Source organism: Streptomyces blastmyceticus, from assembly GCF_039521185.1.
GTDB lineage: Bacteria > Actinomycetota > Actinomycetes > Streptomycetales > Streptomycetaceae > Streptomyces > Streptomyces blastmyceticus.
The window spans coordinates 266,417-285,517 of record NZ_BAAABW010000016.1; the positions used below are offsets into that span (position 1 = coordinate 266,417).

The following is a 19,101-nucleotide window of genomic DNA, read 5'->3' on the forward strand; positions in this document are numbered from 1 at the left end:
CGGCATCAGCCGACTCCCTATATGTGGGCCCGGCCCTCAGGAGGCTCACAGCGGCACTCAGCGCTTCGGGCTGTCAACCGCCCGCTACGGTGAGCGGAGTCCCGGGCCCCGGCCGTCGCGCGGCGCCCGCACGCCGTGAGCGCGGCGGGTGCCGCCGGAGCCCCGGCGGACGTCAGCGCGACGCACCGGATCACCCGTAGGTGTCGCCCGGCCCGGTGCTCCCGGGGGCACGCAGGGGCCCGTACCGGCGGTTCGGACCGCCCGGCCCCAGCACCTTGATCACCTTCACCGTGCCCTGCCCCAGATCGGCGTTCAGCCGGGCCACCAACTGCGGCGCCAGCAGCCGCAGCTGCGTCGCCCACGCCGTCGAGTCGCACTGCACGGTCAGCACCCGGGCGTCCTCGTCGTACTTCTGCGGCTCGCAGTGCAGCGCGACGTCCGGCCCCACCATCTGCGGCCAGCGGCCCATCACCCCGCCCACCGCGGCGGGCGCCTCCCAGCCGCGCTCGGTGATCAGGCGGTTGATCGCGGCGCCGAGCGGCAGCGGATCCCGGCCGTCGGCCCGCGCGCCGGAGCGCAGACCGCCGCGGCGCGCCTGCTTCTTCTGCTGCGCGGCGTTGCCCCGTGCCCGCGCCTGCTCCTTCGCGGCGCGCAGCGCCACCCGCGCCAGGTCCACTCCGGACGGCTCGGGCGCCTTCGGCCGTTCGGGGTGGTCCGGGGTCTCCGGTCCCTGGGTCATACGCGCTCGACCGTGCCTTCCGTGACCGCGTACCGCGCGCCGACCAGCACGCCCGGCACATCGTCGTCCACCGCCGCCGTCACCAGCACCTGCTCGCCCGGCGCCACCAGCTCCGCCAGCCGCTCCCGGCGGCGGGCGTCCAGCTCGGCGAAGACGTCGTCGAGCACGAGCACAGGCTCGTTGCCCTCGGAGCGCAGCAGGTCGTACGAGGCCAGGCGCAGCGCCAGCGCGTACGACCAGGACTCGCCGTGGCTGGCGTACCCCTTGGCGGGCAGCCGGCCGAGGCTCAGCAACAGCTCGTCGCGGTGCGGGCCGACCAGCGTCACCCCGCGCTCGATCTCCTGCTTGCGGACCTCCGCGAGCGCGGTGATCAGCGCCTCGTACAGCTCCTCGCGGGTGTGGGCGCCCTCGATGGCCGCGGGGCCGCGGTACTCGAACGCGACCGGGCCGCCGCCGGGAGCCAGCTGCTCGTACGCCTTGTCGGCCAGCGGCCGGAGCGCGGCGATCAGGTCGAGGCGCTGCGCCAGCAGCTCGGCACCGGCGCGGGCCAGGTGCTGGTCCCAGATGTCGAGGGTGGAGAGGTCCAGGCCGCGGCCGCCGTGGCGGCGGGCCATGGCGGCGCTCTTGAGCAGGGTGTTGCGCTGCTTGAGGACGCGGTCGTAGTCGGAGCGCACGCCCGCCATGCGGGGGGAGCGCGCGGTGACCAGCTCGTCCAGGAAGCGGCGGCGCTCGCCCGGGTCGCCCTTGACCAGCGCCAGGTCCTCGGGGGCGAACAGCACCGTGCGGACGATGCCGAGCACGTCGCGGGGCCGGACCTGCGAGGAGCGGTTGATCCTGGCCCGGTTCGCCCGGCCCGGGTTGAGCTCCAGCTCGATCAGCTGCTGACGCTCGCCCTGGACGACGGCGGCCCGGATGATCGCGCGGTCCGCGCCCATCCGCACCAGCGGGGCGTCGGAGGAGACCCGGTGGCTGCCGAGGGTCGCCAGATAGCCGACCGCCTCGACGAGGTTGGTCTTGCCCTGGCCGTTGGGCCCCACGAAGGCCGTGACGCCCGGGTCGAGCGGGACCTCGACCCGGGCGTACGAGCGGAAGTCGGCCAGCGACAGATGCGATACGTGCATGGGGTGGCGCCGACCTCTCCCGGCTACTGCTTCCTGCTGCTTCTTACTTGTTCTCGACCGCGTGGCCGCCGAACTGGTTGCGCAGCGCGGCGATCATCTTCATCTGCGGGGAATCGTCCTGACGGGACGCGAAGCGGGCGAAGAGCGACGCGGTGATCGCGGGCAGCGGCACCGCGTTGTCGATCGCCGCCTCGACCGTCCAGCGGCCCTCGCCGGAGTCCGCGGCGTAGCCCCGCAGCTTGTCCAGGTGCTCGTCGTCGTCCAGGGCGTTGACGGCCAGGTCGAGCAGCCAGGAGCGGATGACCGTGCCCTCCTGCCAGCTGCGGAAGACCTCGCGCACGTCGGTGACGGAGTCGACCTTCTCCAGGAGCTCCCAGCCCTCGGCGTACGCCTGCATCATGGCGTACTCGATGCCGTTGTGGACCATCTTGGCGAAGTGGCCGGCGCCGACCTTGCCCGCGTGGACGGAGCCGAAGTCGCCCTCGGGCTTGAGCGCGTCGAAGATCGGCTGGACCCGCGCGACGTTCGCGGCGTCGCCGCCGTACATCAGGGCGTAGCCGTTCTCCAGGCCCCAGACGCCGCCGGAGACACCGCAGTCCACGAAGCCGATGCCCTTGGCGGCGAGCTCCTCGGCGTGCTTCTCGTCGTCCGTCCAGCGGCTGTTCCCGCCGTCGACGACGATGTCGCCGGGGGAGAGCAGCTCGCCCAGCTCGTCGATGGTGGACTGGGTCGCGGCGCCGGCCGGGACCATGACCCAGACGACGCGGGGACCCTCGAGGGAATCCACAAGCTCCTTGAGGCTGTGGACATCCCCGAGATCCGGATTGCGGTCGTACCCGATGACGGTGTGGCCCGCGCGGCGAATGCGCTCGCGCATGTTGCCGCCCATCTTGCCGAGACCGATGAGACCGAGCTCCATGGGTGATCCTCTATGCCTTGATTGCGTGACGTCCGGGTCCGAGCCTACGCCCGACGGTCCGCGCACACCTGTGGGCTCGGGCGCTCAACAGTCGAGTGGGCCGGCTGTGGACAGCCGACCCACTCGTACCGCGAGTTTCCGCAGGTCAGCGCGAGAGCGCGCGACGGATCAGCCGGACAGGCGCACCGGCATGATCAGGTACTTGTAGGCGTCGTCCGCCTCCGCGTCCACCGCGGGCTTGCCGCTGAGCAGCGCCGGCTTCGTGGAGGTGGTGAAGGACAGCTGGGCGACCGGGGAGTCGATCGCGGAGAGGCCCTCGAGCAGGAAGCCCGGGTTGAAGGCGATCGAGATGTCGTCACCGTCGAGCTGGGCGTCGACCCGCTCCACAGCCTGTGCATCGTCGCTGGAACCGGCCTCCAGGATCAGCACGCCCTGCTCGAAGCTCAGCCGCACCGGGGTGTTCCGCTCGGCGACGAGCGCCACGCGCTTGACGGCCTCCACGAAGGGGGCGGTCTCGATCACGGCGACGGAGTTGAACTCCGTCGGGAAGAGCGTGCGGTACTTCGGGAGGTCGCCCTCCAGCAGGCGCGTGGTCGTACGCCGGCCGGCGCCCTCGAAGCCGATGAGGCCCTCGCCCGCGCCGGAGCCGGCCAGGGCGATGGAGACGGTGTCGCCGCCGCTGAGGGACTTCGCGGTGTCCAGCAGCGTCTTGGCGGGCACCAGGGCGACCGCGGAGATGTCCGGGGTCTCGGGCTTCCACATGAACTCGCGGACGGCGAAGCGGTAGCGGTCGGTGGAGGCCAGGGTGACGGTGTCGCCCTCGATCTCGATCCGGACGCCCGTGAGCACCGGCAGCGTGTCGTCACGGCCGGCGGCGATGGCGACCTGGGCGGCGGCCGCGGCGAAGACCTCGCCGGGGACGGTGCCCGTGGCGGTCGGCATCTGCGGCAGCGCCGGGTATTCCTCCACAGGAAGGGTGTGGAGTGTGAATCGCGAGGAGCCGCAGACGACGGTGACGCGCACACCGTCGGTGGAGATCTCCACAGGCCTGTTGGGAAGTGCGCGGCAGATGTCCGCGAGCAGGCGGCCGGAGACGAGGACGGTGCCGTCCTCCTCCACGTCCGCGTCGACCGAGACGCGGGCCGAGACCTCGTAGTCGAAGCCGGAGAGGCTCAGGGAGCCCTCCTCCGCCTTCAGCAGCAGGCCCGCGAGGACGGGCACCGGCGGACGGGCCGGGAGGCTGCGGGCCGCCCAGGCCACTGCCTCCGCGAGTACATCGCGCTCCACCCGGATCTTCACCGGAACCGCCTCCTGCTTGTTGCTGGCTCGCCCTGCTGGCTACGTCGTCGGCCGATTTGCCGGAGACCAGTCTGACGCACGCCGCTGACAGTCGGTGCGCCTCGGGGTCAAGTCAGGTCGGAGGGCGTGGCGCGGCCCGCGGCCGAGTTGTGCACAGGCCCCACTTCGAATCGAGTTCCCCGGTAGATCTCTGTGGTCGTAGTAGTAGGGCCTGTGGAAACGGTGGAAAACCGTCTTTGCGCAGGTCAGACCGGATTTTTTGTCCACCGGGCCTGTGGGTGGCGGCGGTGGAAAAGCGGGGTGGTCTGTGGACCGCGGAAAGTTCTGCACACCCCGTGCACAGGCGGGGGGTACTTCTCCCCAGCGCCGTCCCCAGTTTTACCCAGGTTCCCCACAGCCCAACCCGGCAACTTCGTGTGACGCCTTTCACTCGGTGCGGTGAGCGGGGGTGTTTCGTTACCGAACAGTGGACAGGGGTGTGGAAAGGCTGTGTACAACATCCACTTCCCTGTGGGCGGCCGGTGGACAACCGCGAGTGCGCCTTGTGGGTGAATCCGTCGTCCACAGGGTGTGGAACATCGTCGACCACAAATCCACACCCCGCTGACCTCCCCTGATGGCCTATCAACAGCCTCCGCTGTGGACAGCGTCTGGACAACTTCGCGGTCCCCAGGGTGTGGACAGCCGGTCGGCCGGAAAACTGTGGAGAACCGGCGTCCGGGGCTCCGTATTCGAACAGAGGTGGGGACACGCGGCCGCTCCGCGACGTCCTCGGAGCTCTTCGGGAACCGCTCCGAGGCCCTTCCGGGGCGCTCCACAGGGGCTTCGCAGCTGCTTCCGGGACTGCTCGCGGGGTGCTGAGAATCCCTCTCAGGGAACGGCCGAGGGCGCCTCGGGAGGCTCCCGAGGCGCCCTCAGTGGTGCGTGAGCGGCCCGCAGAGGCCGTCCGTCAGCCGTTCTTGATGCGGTTCGTCAGCTCGGTCACCTGGTTGTAGATCGAGCGCCGCTCGGCCATCAGCGCGCGGATCTTCCGGTCCGCGTGCATCACCGTCGTGTGGTCACGGCCGCCGAACTGCGCGCCGATCTTCGGCAGCGACAGGTCCGTGAGCTCCCGGCAGAGGTACATCGCGATCTGCCGGGCCGTCACCAGCACCCGGCTGCGCGAGGCTCCGCACAGATCCTCGACCGTGTGCCCGAAGTAGTCGGCGGTCGCCGCCATGATGGCGGGCGCGGTGATCTCCGGCGAGGCGTCCTCGCCGCCCGGGATCAGGTCCTTGAGGACGATCTCGGTGAGCCCGAGGTCGACCGGCTGCCGGTTGAGGCTGGCGAACGCGGTGACCCGGATGAGCGCCCCCTCCAGCTCGCGGATGTTCCGCGAGATGCGGGAGGCGATGAACTCCAGGACCTCCGGCGGGGCGTTCAGCTGCTCCTGGACCGCCTTCTTCCGGAGGATCGCGATGCGCGTCTCCAGCTCCGGCGGCTGCACGTCCGTGATCAGACCCCACTCGAAGCGGTTGCGCAGCCGGTCCTCCAGGGTGACCAGCTGCTTGGGCGGCCGGTCCGAGGACAGCACGATCTGCTTGTTGGCGTTGTGGAGCGTGTTGAACGTGTGGAAGAACTCCTCCTGCGTCGACTCCTTGCTCGCGAGGAACTGGATGTCGTCGACCAGCAGGATGTCCATGTCGCGGTAGCGCTTGCGGAACGCGTCCGCCTTGCCGTCGCGGATGGAGTTGATGAACTCGTTCGTGAACTCCTCGGAGCTCACGTAGCGCACGCGCGTCCCCGGGTAGAGGCTGCGCGCGTAGTGCCCGATGGCGTGCAGCAGGTGGGTCTTGCCCAGCCCCGACTCGCCGTAGATGAACAGGGGGTTGTACGCCTTGGCCGGCGCCTCGGCGACGGCCACCGCGGCCGCGTGGGCGAAGCGGTTGGACGCGCCGATGACGAAGGTGTCGAAGAGGTACTTCGGGTTCAGCCGGGCGGTCGGCTCGGCCGCACCCGCCGAGGACGCGGGCTTCGACGAGAGCGACCCGGACCCGCCACCGGACGCGGGCGGACCGCCCTGGCCGCCCCGGGCGTGGCTCTCGGGCAGCTCACGCCGCTGCGGCGGCTCGTAAGGCAGGCGCTCGGGCTGCGGGGAGCGGTAGTCCTGCTGCTGCTCGTACGGAGCGTGCTGCTGGCCGTTGTGCGAGGCGTACGGATCGCGCTCGCCGTCCTGGAAGCCGCCGAGGCGCGGCTGCTGCCAGCCGTAGTCGCCGCGGTCGCCCCGGTCGGGCGCGGACGGCCCCTGGTGGCGCGGCCAGGCACCGGGCTCGGCGCGGGGCTGCTGGTAGTCGGGGTACGCGGGCCGTACGGACGGCAGCTCGTCGGCGGGCGCCTGACGGCCGTAGCTCTCCCGGCCGTCGTAGCCGCCGTGGCTGTCGTAGCTCTCATAGGTGTCGCGTGCGTCACGGTTCTCGTACGCGTCGCGGCCCTGGCCGCCGGTGTGCGGGCCCGTGGGCTCCTCGTAACGCGACTGCTGCTGGGGGGGCTGCTGCCGTTCGGGGGGCGGCTCGCCCGCGGAGTCGTCGACGGTGATCGCGATCCGGATGGGGCGGCCGCACTCGCGGCTCAGGGTCTCGCTGACGATGGGCGCGAGCCGGCCCTCGAGCACGCCCTTGGCGAATTCGTTGGGCACGGCGAGCAGCGCGGTGTCGGCGACCAGCGCGAGGGGCTGGCACCGCTTGATCCAGTGCTCGTCCTTGCCCTCGACGCCCTGGCCGCCCGGGCCCCGGCCCTCGCCCAGGAGCTGTTCGAGCACGCGCGGCCACACTGCGGCAAGATCGGCAGGCAGGTCAGCCACAGGGCACGCTCTCTCAGTCAGCGGGGGGCGCCCTGGAGTCCCACGAATGTGTGGTTCTCGGGACGGGCGGGAAGTATTCAGAGTTCAGCCACGGTAGTCAGGCCGAGGTGTGCGGTTCAAGTCGTTGTCCACAGGGTGTGTACAAATGTGCCATGAGGTGAGGCGTGGCACCTCCCCGGCCTGTGGGAGGCTACGGTGTATCCCTGGTGCACTGCCGGTTTGACCGAATGGCGTAGCCGCGCGTACCGTGACCAGGTCGAGTTGTCGATGGCTGCTGCCGCCTGCCTCCGATGGGCAACGGCCGCGTTCCGCCAGGATCGCGGTCATGAAGCGGTGCACTCGGGCGTATTGCGAGCTTCTCGTGGGCGCACGGTGACAGCCAGGCGATGTCCCGCCATCACACGATTCATTTCTGGAGCCCCCGAGTGAGCAAGCGCACCTTCCAGCCGAACAACCGTCGTCGCGCGAAGACCCACGGTTTCCGCCTGCGCATGCGCACCCGTGCCGGCCGCGCGATCCTCGCGTCCCGCCGTGGCAAGGGTCGCGCAACGCTGTCGGCCTGACCAGCCCGACGGCAAGGTCCATGACGTGCTGCCTTCCAAGTCTCGACTGAGGCGGCGCGAGGACTTTGCGACCGCGGTTCGCCGAGGGCGCCGGGCCGGCCGCCCGCTCCTCGTCGTCCACCTACGTACCGGTACCACGGACCCGCACACGCCTGGGGAGACTGCTCCCCAGGCGCGTGCGGGTTTCGTCGTGAGCAAGGCCGTCGGCATCGCGGTCGTACGCAATCTGGTGAAGCGAAGACTGCGCCACCTCATGCGTGAACGGCTGGATCTGCTGCCCGCCGGTAGCCTGGTGGTGGTACGGGCCCTGCCCGGCGCGGGCGAGGCGGACCACGATCAGCTGGCCCGCGACCTCGACACCGCACTGCAGCGGCTGCTGGGAGGGGCGCCGCGCTGTTCCGGTCCCCCGGGGGAAACCCCCCGGAACCCCGGCCGAGGCCCGGGAGGGAGCGCACAGTGAAGTATCCGCTGCTGTGGTTGATCAAGCTCTACCAGTGGACCATCAGCCCACTCCTGGGCCCGGTCTGCAAGTACTACCCGTCGTGCTCGCATTACGGCTATACAGCCATTGACCGGCACGGCGCGGTCAAAGGAACGGCGCTGACGGCCTGGCGCATCCTGCGCTGCAACCCGTGGTCGCTCGGTGGCGTCGACCACGTCCCTCCCCGGAAGCGTCCGGTCTGGCACCAGCGGCTGAGGAGCCGACTGGGTGGGCATCCCGCCGTGGGGCCTGCCGCACAGCCCGAGACTCAGCCCAACGCCCAAGGAGCCTGATTCGTGGACACGATCCTCGGTCCTCTCTATACCGCTGTTTCCTGGATCATCGTCCAGTTCCACTCGTTCTACAGTCTGATCTTCGACAAGGACAGTGGCGCGGCGTGGGGTCTGTCCATCGTCTCGCTGGTGGTACTGATCCGTATCTGCCTGATCCCGCTCTTCGTGAAGCAGATCAAGGCCACGCGGAACATGCAGGCGCTCCAGCCGAAGATGAAGGCGATCCAGGAGCGCTACAAGAGCGACAAGCAGCGCCAGTCCGAAGAGATGATGAAGCTCTACAAGGAGACGGGCACCAACCCGCTCTCGAGCTGTCTCCCGATCCTGGCCCAGTCGCCCTTCTTCATCTCGCTGTACCAGGTCCTGAACCACATCGCTCAGGGCAAGGTCGTCGGTGTCATCAACACGGACCTGCTGAACAGCGCCCGTAAGGCGCACATCTTCGGTGCCCCGCTGTCCGTGAAGTTCATGGACAACGCGTCCAAGGTCGAGGCGCTGGGCGCCACGCTGACCGACGTCCGGGTCGTCACGGTCATCATGATCGTCCTGATGTCGCTGTCGCAGTTCTACACCCAGCGCCAGCTGATGACGAAGAACGTCGACCTCACGGTGAAGACGCCGTTCATGCAGCAGCAGAAGATGCTGATGTACGTCTTCCCGATCATGTTCGCCGTCTTCGGCATCAACTTCCCCGTCGGTGTCCTCGTCTACTGGCTGACCACCAACGTGTGGACCCTGGGTCAGCAGATGTTCGTCATCCGCCGCAACCCGACCCCGGGCAGCATCGCCTTCACGCAGCGCCAGGAGCGGCTGCGGGCCAAGGGCAAGCTCAAGGAGGACCCGGCGGAGGTCGAGGCGAAGAAGGCCGCCGAGGTCGCCCGTGCCAACCGGCAGCAGCCCAAGCGGCAGCCGAAGGCCAAGCGTCAGCTCGCGAGCACCCCGCAGGCCGACCAGGCCTCCGGCGCCGAGGAGAAGAAGTCCTCGCCGTCGCTGGAGAAGCAGGAGTCCGGGGACGCCAAGCCCAAGCAGGGCGGCGGCTCCTCCCGCACCGCCAAGTCCGGGCAGCGCAAGGGCCCGCAGCGACCCAAGCACCCGTCCAAGAAGTAATGAAGGAGTCCACCGTGACGGACACGCAGCGTCAGACCAGTGAGGCCGCCGCCGAGGGCACCGACACCCTGTCCCGCCTGGAGCAGGAGGGCGAGATCGCGGCCGACTACCTCGAGGGTCTGCTGGACATCGCCGACCTCGACGGCGACATCGACATGGATGTCGAGGCCGACCGCGCTGCCGTGTCGATCATCAGCGACTCGACCAGCCGCGACCTCCAGAAGCTGGTCGGTCGCGACGGCGAGGTGCTGGAGGCGCTCCAGGAGCTCACCCGGCTGGCGGTGAACCGGGAGACCGGTGACCGCAGCCGCCTCATGCTCGACATCGCGGGCTTCCGGGCCCGCAAGCGCGAGGAGCTGGCGCAGGTGGGCGCCAAGGCCGCGGAAGAGGCCAGGAGCACCGGCGAGGCCGTCAAGCTCGACCCGATGACGCCCTTCGAGCGCAAGGTCGTCCATGACGCGGTGGCCGCCGCGGGGCTGCGCAGCGAGTCCGAGGGCGAAGAGCCTCAGCGCCGAGTGATCGTCCTCCCGGCCTGATCTTTACCCTTCTATATCCCACTTCCAGGTGGGTACGGCCCCGTCTGCTCGCAGGCGGGGCCGATCCTTGTCAGCCTGATATTCAGACTCTGACGCTCAGAGAGACGTCGTACGGAAGGACGGTTCCCCGTGGAAGAGGCAGCGGAGCTCCCCCCGCCACCCCCGGAGGCGCGGGTGGTTTTCGGCGACCGCCTGCCAGAGGCCGTCCGGTACGCGGAACTGCTCGCGGACGCGGGCGTGCGGCGCGGCCTGATCGGTCCCCGTGAGGTGCCGAGGCTCTGGGAACGCCATCTGCTGAACTGCGCCGTGCTCTCCGAGGCGGTGCCCGACGGCGTCTCGGTGTGCGATGTGGGCTCCGGTGCCGGTCTGCCCGGCATCCCGCTGGCCCTGGTGCGCCCCGACCTCCAGATCACCCTGCTGGAGCCGCTGCTGCGGCGTACGACCTTCCTCCAGGAGGTCGTGGAGCTGCTGGGCCTGGACCATGTGACGGTCGTCCGCGGCCGCGCCGAGGAGATGCTCGGCAAGGTGCAGCCCGTCCACGTGGTGACGGCCCGCGCGGTGGCCCCACTGGACCGCCTCGCCGGCTGGGGCGTGCCGCTCCTGCGTCCGTACGGGGAGATGCTCGCCCTCAAGGGCGACACGGCCGAGGAGGAGCTCAAAGGGGCCCGCGCCGCGCTGAGCAAGCTCGGGGTCGTCCGCACCTCCGTGCTCCAGGTCGGCGAGGGCGTGGTGGACCCGCTGTCCACCGTGGTCCGGGTCGAGGTCGGGGAGAGCCCCGGCGGTGTGCGCTTCGCGGCGAAGCGGGCCAAGGCGGCCCGGGTCGGCAGGGCCACGCGCCGCAGGCGCTGAGCCCCGGCGGTCCGTCGTCCGGCAGCTCGGCCGTGCTCCATACAAGCTGCCAAAACTACCCATTACGGAGTGTCGTGGCCCTGTAGCGGAGCGTCCGGTGCATCGTGTTTCACGTGAAACGTCGCTCCTTGCTGCTGGGAATCATCGGGCGTGGTCGCATGGAGGATGCTCCACGCGGCCATCGGGCGCCCGAAGGTCCAGGTTCATCCACAGGCGCAGTGGATTCATCCACAGGAGAACGGGCCTCGCTGGTTCACGACCCCGAAAGCATGGCAGGCTCTGTTCATTGCGAGCCTGATGTCGAGGAGAGTGAATCCTTGCGGTCCGACGCCAATATCGCGGGGCCGATGGCCGACCCGGTCCCCGGTCCCCGTCCTGCCGACACCGAGCCAGGGGCCGACCCCGGTCCCCTGGCCAACGGTGAGGTCGTTTCACGTGAAACGCCGTCGCCCCCGATGCCCCGGCCGGACCAGACCCGGGTGATGGTGGTCGCCAACCAGAAGGGCGGGGTGGGCAAGACCACCACGACCGTGAACCTGGCGGCATCGCTGGCGCTGCACGGCAACCGCGTGCTCGTCATCGACCTGGATCCCCAGGGCAACGCCTCGACGGCGCTGGGCATCGACCACCACGCCGATGTCCCGTCGATCTACGACGTCCTGATCGACAGCCGGAAGCTCTCCGACGTGGTGCAGCCGGTGCGCGACGTCGAGGGGCTCTTCTGCGCCCCGGCCACCATCGACCTGGCGGGCGCCGAGATCGAGCTGGTCTCGCTCGTGGCCCGCGAGAGCCGGCTTGACCGGGCGATCCAGGCCTACGAGCAGCCGCTGGACTACATCCTCATCGACTGCCCGCCCTCGCTCGGCCTGCTGACGGTCAACGCGCTGGTCGCCGGGGCCGAGGTGCTGATCCCCATCCAGTGCGAGTACTACGCGCTGGAGGGCCTGGGCCAGCTCCTGCGCAACGTCGAGTTGGTGAAGGGGCATCTCAACCCCAAGCTCCATGTGTCGACGATCCTGCTGACGATGTACGACGGCCGCACCCGGCTGGCCTCCCAGGTGGCCGACGAGGTCCGCACCCACTTCGGCCATGAGGTGCTGCGCACGAGCATCCCCCGGTCGGTGCGCATCTCCGAGGCGCCCAGCTATGGGCAGACCGTTCTCACCTATGACCCGAGTTCCAGTGGGGCGCTGTCCTATCTGGAAGCGGCCCGGGAGATCGCACTGCGGGGGATCGGCGTGCGATACGACGGCAGTAAGGCCCACATGGTGGGCCGTCAACCACAGCAGGACCAGCACAGCATGTCGGAGGGGCTTCAGTGAGCGAGCGACGTAGAGGACTGGGCCGTGGGCTCGGTGCGCTGATTCCGGCGGCACCGAAGACCCCGGACAGCGCGGTGCCGGCCGTGGGGCATGGCGCGACGTCGCCGACCGCGGTGCCGGTGCTGACGGCCGAGCGCACCATGACCGCGCCGAGGGCGACCTCCCTGTCCGTGGAGGACGTCGCCGTTTCACGTGAAACGGGAGCGGTGCCGTCCACGGTGGCCGAGCCCGTGCAGGAGGGGACCGCGGCCGGGGCCCACTTCGCCGAACTGCCGCTGGACTCGATCACGCCCAACCCCCGTCAGCCCCGCGAGGTGTTCGACGAGGACGCCCTGGCCGAGCTGGTCACCTCCATCCGCGAGGTCGGACTGCTCCAGCCGGTGGTCGTACGGCAGCTGGCTCCCGAGCGCTACGAGCTCATCATGGGCGAGCGGCGCTGGCGGGCCTGCCGCGAGGCCGGGCTGGAGAAGATCCCGTCCATCATCCGGGCGACCGACGACGAGAAGCTGCTCCTCGACGCGCTGCTGGAGAATCTGCACCGCGCCCAGCTGAACCCCCTTGAGGAGGCGGCCGCCTACGACCAGCTGCTCAAGGACTTCCACTGCACCCATGACGAGCTGGCGGACCGGATCGGGCGGTCGCGGCCGCAGGTCTCCAATACGCTGCGGCTGCTGAAGCTGTCGCCGGCGGTGCAGAAGAGGGTCGCGGCGGGTGTGCTCTCCGCCGGTCATGCTCGTGCGCTGCTGTCGATCGACGACTCCGAGGAGCAGGACCGGCTCGCCACACGCATCGTGGCCGAGGGGCTGTCGGTGCGTTCGGTGGAGGAGATCGTCACCCTGATCAAGTCGGCCACCCGGAGCTCCGCGAAGGCCAAGGGGCCGCGTGCCGGCGCCCGGGTCTCCCCGGCGCTCAACAGCCTGGCCTCGCGGCTGTCGGACCGCTTCGAGACCAGGGTGAAGGTCGACCTCGGGCAGAAGAAGGGAAAGATCGTCGTCGAGTTCGCCTCGATGGAGGATCTGGAACGGATCCTCGGCACGCTCGCCCCCGGTGAGGGCCGTGTGCTGGAGCAGAAGCTCTCCGTCCAGGAGGAAGCAGGCGCGGAGTAGGCGTCGGCACCTGATGACTTCGGGCGGGTTGTGTTTCACGTGGAACACAACCCGCCCTTTGCCTTCCTCCGCTTTTCGCTCAATCGCCGCCCGGATACGATGCGTTGGGTATGGCGCATCCACGTTGGACACAGTTCACGGAGGGCGGGTCCATGCGAACGGTGAGCCGGACCGGACTGGTGGCAACGGGCCTTGGCCTGGGGGCGGTCGGCGGATTCGTCGGCAGTCTTCTCAGGGAGCGCAGCGCGCTTAGCGCCGCCCGGGGTGTGGCACGCGACGGAAATGAGGATTTGGCTCCATGGGGCGTCGGCTCGTACCGCTCACGCTGGACAACCTCCCGGATCTTCCCGCGCGCTGCCGTGCCTGTGTCTTCTGGGAGTTGGACCCCGTCAGCGGTGAAGCCGCGCTGAAGGCGGGCCGCCCGGAGCTGGAGAAGGAAGCCTGGATCTCGGCCGTCCTGCTGGAGTGGGGATCCTGCGGCCGGGTGGTGTACGTCGACGAGGTGCCGGTGGGCTTTGTGCTCTACGCTCCGCCCGCCTATGTCCCGCGCTCGGCGGCGTTCTCCACGAGCCCTGTCGCCGCGGACGCCGTGCAGCTGATGACCGCGTGGCTGGCACCGGCCTATCAGGGCCAGGGGCTGGGGCGGGCGATGGTGCAGACCGTCGCCAAGGATGTCCTCCGGCGCGGCTTCAAGGCGATCGAGGCGTTCGGCGATGCCCATTGGAAGGAGCCGGCGTGTGTGCTGCCCGCCGACCACCTGCTCGCAGTGGGCTTCAAGACCGTACGGCCCCACCCCCGCTACCCCCGGCTGCGGCTGGAACTGCGTACGGCGCTCTCCTGGAAGGAAGACGTCGAGCTGGCACTGGACCGGTTGCTCGGCGCGGTGCAGAAGGAGCCCGCTCTCCGGCCGCTGTAGGCGGTTCCACCGGCTGACATGCGAACGGGCCCGCCCTTCAAGGGGCGGGCCCGTTTCACGTGAAACAGAGCTGCTGCTTACTTGGCGGAGATGAACTCGGCCAGGTCGCGCTCGATGGCGGCCTTGGGCTTGGCACCGACGATGGTCTTGACGACCTCGCCACCCTGGTAGACGTTCAGCGTCGGAATCGACATGACACCGTACTTGGCGGCGGTCGTCGGGTTCTGGTCGATGTTCAGCTTGACGATCTCGATCTGGTCGCCGTACTCGGCGGAGATCGCCTCCAGGGAGGGGGCGATCTGGCGGCACGGGCCGCACCACTCGGCCCAGAAGTCCACCAGGACGGGCTTGTCGCTCTTGAGGACGTCCTCATCGAAGGACGTGTCGGTTACTGCCTTGAGAGCCACGGAGGTCTCCTTACATCTTCTGCGGGGTGGGGGGTGGGGTTTCAGGCGGTCTTCTCGGGCTCCCGGACGCTCTCGCCGTCCGCGAGGGACGCGAGGTAGCGCTCGGCGTCGAGAGCGGAGGAGCAACCGGTACCGGCGGCGGTGATCGCCTGGCGGTAGGTGTGGTCCACGACGTCACCGGCGGCGAACACGCCGGTCAGGTTGGTGCGCGTGGAGGGGGCGTCGACCTTGAGGTAGCCCTCGTCGTCCAGGTCCAGCTGGCCCTTGAACAGCTCGGTGCGCGGGTCGTGGCCGATCGCGATGAACAGGCCGGTCACCGGCAGCTCGGAGGTCTCACCGGTCTTGAGGTTGCGGAGGGTCAGACCGGAGAGCTTGTTCTCACCGTGGATCTCGGCGACCTCGCTGTCCCACACGAAGGAGATCTTCGGGTCCGCGAAGGCGCGCTCCTGCATGGCCTTGCTGGCGCGCAGGGTGTCACGGCGGTGGACGACGGTGACGGACTTCGCGAACCGCGAGAGGAAGGTGGCCTCCTCCATCGCGGTGTCGCCACCGCCGATCACGGCGATGTCCTGGTCCTTGAAGAAGAACCCGTCGCAGGTGGCGCACCAGGAGACACCGCGGCCGGACAGCTCGTCCTCACGGGGCAGCCCGAGCTTGCGGTGCTGGGAGCCGGTCGTGACGATGACGGCCTTGGCGCGGTGGACGGTGCCGGCGGAGTCCGTGACGGTCTTGATCTCGTCACTCAGGTCGACCGCGATGACGTCGTCCGGGATCAGCTCGGCGCCGAAGCGCTCGGCCTGGGCCCGCATGTTGTCCATCAGGTCGGGGCCCATGATGCCCTCGCGGAAGCCGGGGAAGTTCTCCACGTCGGTGGTGTTCATCAGCGCACCGCCCGCGGTCACGGCACCCTCGAAGACCAGCGGCTTCAGGGAGGCACGGGCGGTGTAGAGCGCGGCGGTGTAACCCGCGGGCCCGGAACCGATGATGATCACGTTGCGGACGTCGCTCACGGGAGTCTTCCTTGTCTGCCGACTGCTGTCTCGGGTCCTTGCGGGGTCTCACCCCACCCAACGGATCCTACGGGGCGAGCATTCCCGAGAGGCGACAGCTCGGTCCGCAACGACTCAGGAGCGCGGCAGCGTCTGCTTCAGCAGGACCTTCCCCGGGGCCGCCGGAGAGGTCTCGACACAGGACGAGGCGACGACGTAGGCGTCGACGAGCGCCGCGTCGGTGGGGTGTGGCATGACCACCAGATAAGCGTTCTCGCCCTTATAACTGTCCGGCTGCGCGGCCAGGGAGGGCTCCGGGCGGCCGATGCCCTGCTGGATGCAGGCGGGAGCGGTGGTGCCGGAGTCGCGCATCGTCGTCTCGGGAGCGTTCTCGGAGGTCTTGCCATGGGTCTCGGTGGCCTTGAAGGACATCTTCAGCAGATCGTGCACCCGGGTCTTGAGGTCACCCGAGGCGAGGGCGACCGGAGTCGGGCTCTCCTGCAGCGCTTGTGGGCCGCCCTGGTGTCCCCCGTCGCCGCCGGACGGGAGGAAGAGGCTGCCCACCCCGAGCACGGCAGCCGCACACGCGGTGCCGAGGAGGACCTTGGGCCACCGGCGTGAGCGAACCGTGCGGGACCCGCCGGGGGACGGCGCCTGCCGGCCCGGCCCGGTCGTCCCGCGAGGGCGCGCGGCCGGGCGGCGGTCGCCGGTTTCACGTGAAACACGATCCGGTGCGGGCGCCGCGGTTTCACGTGAAACCTGCTGCGGGGATCGAGCCGCCGTTTCACGTGAAACGTGCTCGGGTGCGCTTGTTCCACGTGAAACCAGCGTGCCGTCGTCCTCGATGACAGCCGTGGAGTGTGTGGTGGAGTCGAGGAGAGCCTCCGCGGCGAGGGCCGCGTCGATGCGGCCCGCGACGTCGTCGGGCATCCGGGGCGGACCGGGAAGCGTGCCCAACAGGGTCCGGATCTCGTCCAGGGAGATCCGGACGTCCTCACACAGAGGACAGTCGGCCAAGTGCTCCCGCACATCCGCGGACCGCGACGGCGACAGTGCGCCTTCGGTGAGCGCGGAGATCTCCGCGACCTCCGGGTGCTCATCCGTGCCGGTCGTCGAAGTCACGCTCGCCCACCTCCACCCTTCACTGGATCCGCGTCACTCTGTCCTGCCGGTGGTGGGACGGACGCCCCCTGCGACCGGTTCCTTCCCCCGTCGAGGGGCGGGCTACCCATGCCGTCCGCGCGCAGATGGGTGAGCATGGGCAGCAGCCGGGCCCGTCCCCGCGCGCATCTGCTCTTCACGGTGCCGACGGGGACGCCCAGAACCGTGGCCGCTTCGGCGACGGGATAGCCCTGCATGTCGACGAGGACGAGCGCCGCGCGCTGATCGGGCGGCAGGGTGGCGAGTGCCTGGAGCAGCTCGCGGTGGAGGTCGCCGCGCTCCGCGGGCGCCGCCGCGGACTCATGGGGTTCGAGGAGCTGCTCGAGCCGCTCGGTCTCGGCGAGCGGTGCGGTGCGCCGGGAGGCGGCCTTGCGGGCCCGGTCCAGACAGGCGTTGACGGTGATGCGGTGCAGCCAGGTGGTGACGGCCGACTGCCCGCGGAAGGTGTGGGCGGCCCGGTAGGCGGAGACCAGTGCGTCCTGAACGGCGTCAGCGGCCTCTTCCCGGTCGCCGAGCGTGCGCAGCGCCACGGCCCAGAGCCGGTCGCGGTGGCGCCGCACTAGCTCCGAGAATGCCTCGGAATCGCCGGCCACGTGCAGGGCGAGGAGGTCGGCGTCGCTTGTGCCGTCGCGTGTGACGTCGTCCAACGTCGAGACCCTCCCCCTGGGCTCGGAGCCGCTAGCTTCCGAGGATCTTGATCTCCGAAATGCCGCCCCGGTAGGAGCCGCTGGGTTCCTGCGGCAGGTCGGTGATGTGGATCAGCACGTAGCGCGTCTTCACCGGCTTGTCGGCGTTGGCCTTCAGCTCGTCCCCGACCTGATCGCGCTTGATGATGTTCGTCTGGAAGTCGCTGAGCTGCGAGGGAGTGGATGCCGAGGGGCCGGCGCCGAGCACCTCGACGGTCTGGCCCGACCGGTACATGTTCACATCGACGCCGGAGACGTTCTTGACGCTGCCGAGGTCGACGATGATGCCGCTGCCTTGCCTGCGATTGTCGAGGTTCCCGAAATTCGAGTGGCCGTAGAAGGCCTTGGTGAACCAAGCGGTGTTGAGATCACCGTCCACGGCCAGCTGGGCCTTGCCCTCCGCCATGGGGCCGTCCAAGGGCGAGAACTCCGTGGCCTTCTCGATCGCCAGCTTCTTTATTTCCGGCTTCTTGTCGCTCTCGCTGTCGTCCGACGGGGCATGGTTCCCGCCCGAGGAGTCCCCCTCCTTGAGCAGCGTGTCCGCCAACTGCCAGCTGCCGAGCCCCAGTGCCGCGATGAGCAGCGCGGAGACGCACCACTTCAGTGCCCGCCCCGTGCGGCTCTGGAGCGGAGGCGGTGGCGGCACCGGCGCGGGCTGCACGGGCCGGCCCGCGCGCGTCGGCGGCCCTCCGTACGTGCCCTGCTGGTACGTCGTGCGGGGGTAGCCGCTCGACGGGGTGGTGAAGGACGTCTCCGGCGGCCGGATGCGCGGCATCGCGGCGACCGCCTTGGCCAGCTCCTCCGGGGTTGCGCACGGCTTTTCCTGTCGTGACGCGGTGGCCCCGTCGTTGACGAGCGCGCGCATCGCCAGCTCCGAGAGGCCGCGGTGGACTCCGGCCCGCACCTGGTCGGGGGCGATGAGGCCGGTGCCCTTGGGCAGGCCCGGCAGGCCGTACGCGTTGTTCTCGTAGGGCCAGCGCTGGGTCAGCGCGGCGTACAGCAGGGCGCCGATGGCCTCCGTGTCGGTGCGCTGGGGGCGGTCGGAGGAGATGCCGCGGAGGGCGGCCATGACGGCGAGGCCGCGGATGCGGTACTGCCCGGACTCGGTGCGCAGCACGGAGCCGGGGTGGAGACGGAGGTGCGCGAGACCCTCGCGGTGGGCCGCGGCCATGGCCTGGGAGACTTGGCTGACGAGCTGGTAGGCGTCGTGCGGCTCCATGGGGCCGGAGGCGAGCACGGAGCTGAGCTCGGTGGCGTCCGGCAGCCACTCGTGGACGACGTAGACGAGGTCGTTCTCCTCGACGGCGTCGAGAACCTGGACGAAGCGGGGGTCGCCGAGCAGGGCGGCGGAACGGGCGGCGGCGAGCACCGGGCGGGCCCGCGGATGGTCGGCGGGCAGCAGGTGGACGCCGACGGCGCGGCGGAGCTTCTCGTCGACCGCGCGCCAGCTGCTGAATCCCTCCAGACGGGTGACGCACTCCTCCAGGCGATACCGCTTGGCGAGCTTGTGGCCGCTGTGGAGTTCGGGAGTCCGGGCGTCGCGCGCGGCTTCCTGGGTCTCCGCGCGCGCGGTGTCCTTCTGCGTACCGGTCTTGATCGCGGCCTGCGCCCCGTCGGTCGTGGCCTTCCCCGCCTTGGCGGTCAGCGGCTTGCCGCCGCTGGTGTCTGCCACGTCGACGGCAGCTGTGCTCCGTTCCGCCACCGTCGTTCCTGCCTCCCCATCCGTTGCACGCTGTCCACAGCCAAGACAATTGTGCCCACAGTCCGG

At 69.9% G+C, this 19,101-nt stretch carries 18 protein-coding genes and 1 pseudogene; 9 read left to right on the top strand and 10 right to left on the bottom strand.

Annotated elements, in window-relative coordinates:
* Nucleotides 1-190: 190 nt before the first annotated feature.
* The 5 genes from ABD269_RS15070 to dnaA form a co-directional block, all read right to left on the bottom strand.
* Nucleotides 191-739, bottom strand: coding sequence for a DciA family protein (locus ABD269_RS15070; protein WP_301894131.1), 549 nt, complete (start codon nt 737-739; stop codon nt 191-193).
* Nucleotides 736-1,860 carry a DNA replication/repair protein RecF gene (gene recF, locus ABD269_RS15075; protein WP_301894129.1) on the bottom strand — a complete coding sequence of 375 codons (1,125 nt, stop codon included), beginning with the start codon at nt 1,858-1,860 and terminating at the stop codon, nt 736-738. The genes ABD269_RS15070 and recF overlap by 4 nt, the downstream gene beginning before the upstream one ends.
* 43 nt (nt 1,861-1,903) lie before the next feature.
* Nucleotides 1,904-2,779: a phosphogluconate dehydrogenase (NAD(+)-dependent, decarboxylating) gene (gene gnd, locus ABD269_RS15080; protein ID WP_116212841.1), complete on the bottom strand. Its 876-nt coding sequence runs from the start codon at nt 2,777-2,779 to the stop codon at nt 1,904-1,906.
* Between the two features lie 168 nt (nt 2,780-2,947).
* Entirely contained in the window at nt 2,948-4,078 is a 1,131-nt protein-coding gene (gene dnaN / locus ABD269_RS15085; RefSeq protein WP_116212842.1) for a DNA polymerase III subunit beta, read from the bottom strand.
* Between the two features lie 949 nt (nt 4,079-5,027).
* Entirely contained in the window at nt 5,028-6,917 is a 1,890-nt protein-coding gene (gene dnaA, locus ABD269_RS15090) for a chromosomal replication initiator protein DnaA (protein WP_344118303.1), read from the bottom strand.
* A gap of 425 nt (nt 6,918-7,342) precedes the next feature.
* Here dnaA and rpmH point away from each other — a divergent pair, with 425 nt between their 5' ends.
* The 9 genes and pseudogenes from rpmH (at nt 7,343) to ABD269_RS15135 (ending at nt 14,090) form a co-directional block, all read left to right on the top strand.
* Entirely contained in the window at nt 7,343-7,480 is a 138-nt protein-coding gene (gene rpmH, locus ABD269_RS15095; protein WP_116212844.1) for a 50S ribosomal protein L34, read from the top strand.
* Nucleotides 7,481-7,505: 25 nt separating this feature from the next.
* A pseudogene (gene rnpA / locus ABD269_RS15100) lies at nt 7,506-7,874 on the top strand (ribonuclease P protein component); the annotation flags it as partial.
* A 62-nt stretch (nt 7,875-7,936) separates the two neighbouring features.
* Nucleotides 7,937-8,254 (top strand): membrane protein insertion efficiency factor YidD, encoded by a 318-nt coding sequence (gene yidD, locus ABD269_RS15105; RefSeq protein ID WP_116212846.1) that lies wholly within the window; start codon nt 7,937-7,939, stop codon nt 8,252-8,254.
* A gap of 3 nt (nt 8,255-8,257) precedes the next feature.
* Nucleotides 8,258-9,361 carry a membrane protein insertase YidC gene (gene yidC, locus ABD269_RS15110; RefSeq protein WP_301894124.1) on the top strand — a complete coding sequence of 368 codons (1,104 nt, stop codon included), beginning with the start codon at nt 8,258-8,260 and terminating at the stop codon, nt 9,359-9,361.
* Between the two features lie 14 nt (nt 9,362-9,375).
* The gene (locus ABD269_RS15115; protein ID WP_301894123.1) at nt 9,376-9,897 is read left to right on the top strand and encodes a Jag family protein; all 522 of its coding nucleotides are present in this window, start codon (nt 9,376-9,378) and stop codon (nt 9,895-9,897) included.
* Nucleotides 9,898-10,026: 129 nt separating this feature from the next.
* Nucleotides 10,027-10,746, top strand: a complete 720-nt coding sequence (gene rsmG / locus ABD269_RS15120; protein ID WP_301894121.1) for a 16S rRNA (guanine(527)-N(7))-methyltransferase RsmG — start codon at nt 10,027-10,029, stop codon at nt 10,744-10,746.
* A 269-nt stretch (nt 10,747-11,015) separates the two neighbouring features.
* A complete protein-coding gene (locus ABD269_RS15125; RefSeq protein ID WP_344118304.1) occupies nt 11,016-12,068 on the top strand; it encodes a ParA family protein in 1,053 nt (350 codons plus the stop codon).
* Entirely contained in the window at nt 12,065-13,174 is a 1,110-nt protein-coding gene (locus ABD269_RS15130; RefSeq protein WP_301894119.1) for a ParB/RepB/Spo0J family partition protein, read from the top strand. Before ABD269_RS15125 ends, ABD269_RS15130 begins: the two co-directional genes overlap by 4 nt.
* A 298-nt stretch (nt 13,175-13,472) precedes the next feature.
* On the top strand, nt 13,473-14,090 hold the full coding sequence (locus tag ABD269_RS15135) for a GNAT family N-acetyltransferase (protein WP_301894118.1): 618 nt from the start codon (nt 13,473-13,475) through the stop codon (nt 14,088-14,090).
* Between the two features lie 77 nt (nt 14,091-14,167).
* On the opposite strand, the gene trxA is transcribed toward ABD269_RS15135, so the two are convergent.
* From trxA to ABD269_RS15160, 5 genes are all read right to left on the bottom strand, one after another.
* Nucleotides 14,168-14,497, bottom strand: a complete 330-nt coding sequence (gene trxA / locus ABD269_RS15140; protein ID WP_116212853.1) for a thioredoxin — start codon at nt 14,495-14,497, stop codon at nt 14,168-14,170.
* Nucleotides 14,498-14,538: 41 nt separating this feature from the next.
* Nucleotides 14,539-15,507: a thioredoxin-disulfide reductase gene (gene trxB, locus ABD269_RS15145; protein ID WP_344118305.1), complete on the bottom strand. Its 969-nt coding sequence runs from the start codon at nt 15,505-15,507 to the stop codon at nt 14,539-14,541.
* Between the two features lie 114 nt (nt 15,508-15,621).
* Nucleotides 15,622-16,608, bottom strand: coding sequence for an anti-sigma factor (locus tag ABD269_RS15150; RefSeq protein ID WP_344118306.1), 987 nt, complete (start codon nt 16,606-16,608; stop codon nt 15,622-15,624).
* Entirely contained in the window at nt 16,605-17,294 is a 690-nt protein-coding gene (gene sigM, locus ABD269_RS15155; protein ID WP_301894114.1) for an RNA polymerase sigma factor SigM, read from the bottom strand. The genes ABD269_RS15150 and sigM overlap by 4 nt, the downstream gene beginning before the upstream one ends.
* Nucleotides 17,295-17,325: 31 nt before the next feature.
* Entirely contained in the window at nt 17,326-19,035 is a 1,710-nt protein-coding gene (locus ABD269_RS15160) for a protein kinase family protein (protein WP_344118307.1), read from the bottom strand.
* Nucleotides 19,036-19,101: the final 66 nt, after the last annotated feature.

Coding starts and splice junctions, on each gene's coding strand:
- ABD269_RS15070 (WP_301894131.1), bottom strand. CDS start 739: ATGACCCAGGGACCGGAGACCCCGGACCACCCCGAACGGCCGAAGGCG.
- recF (WP_301894129.1), bottom strand. CDS start 1,860: ATGCACGTATCGCATCTGTCGCTGGCCGACTTCCGCTCGTACGCCCGG.
- gnd (WP_116212841.1), bottom strand. CDS start 2,779: ATGGAGCTCGGTCTCATCGGTCTCGGCAAGATGGGCGGCAACATGCGC.
- ABD269_RS15125 (WP_344118304.1), top strand. CDS start 11,016: ATGGCAGGCTCTGTTCATTGCGAGCCTGATGTCGAGGAGAGTGAATCC.
- ABD269_RS15135 (WP_301894118.1), top strand. CDS start 13,473: ATGGGGCGTCGGCTCGTACCGCTCACGCTGGACAACCTCCCGGATCTT.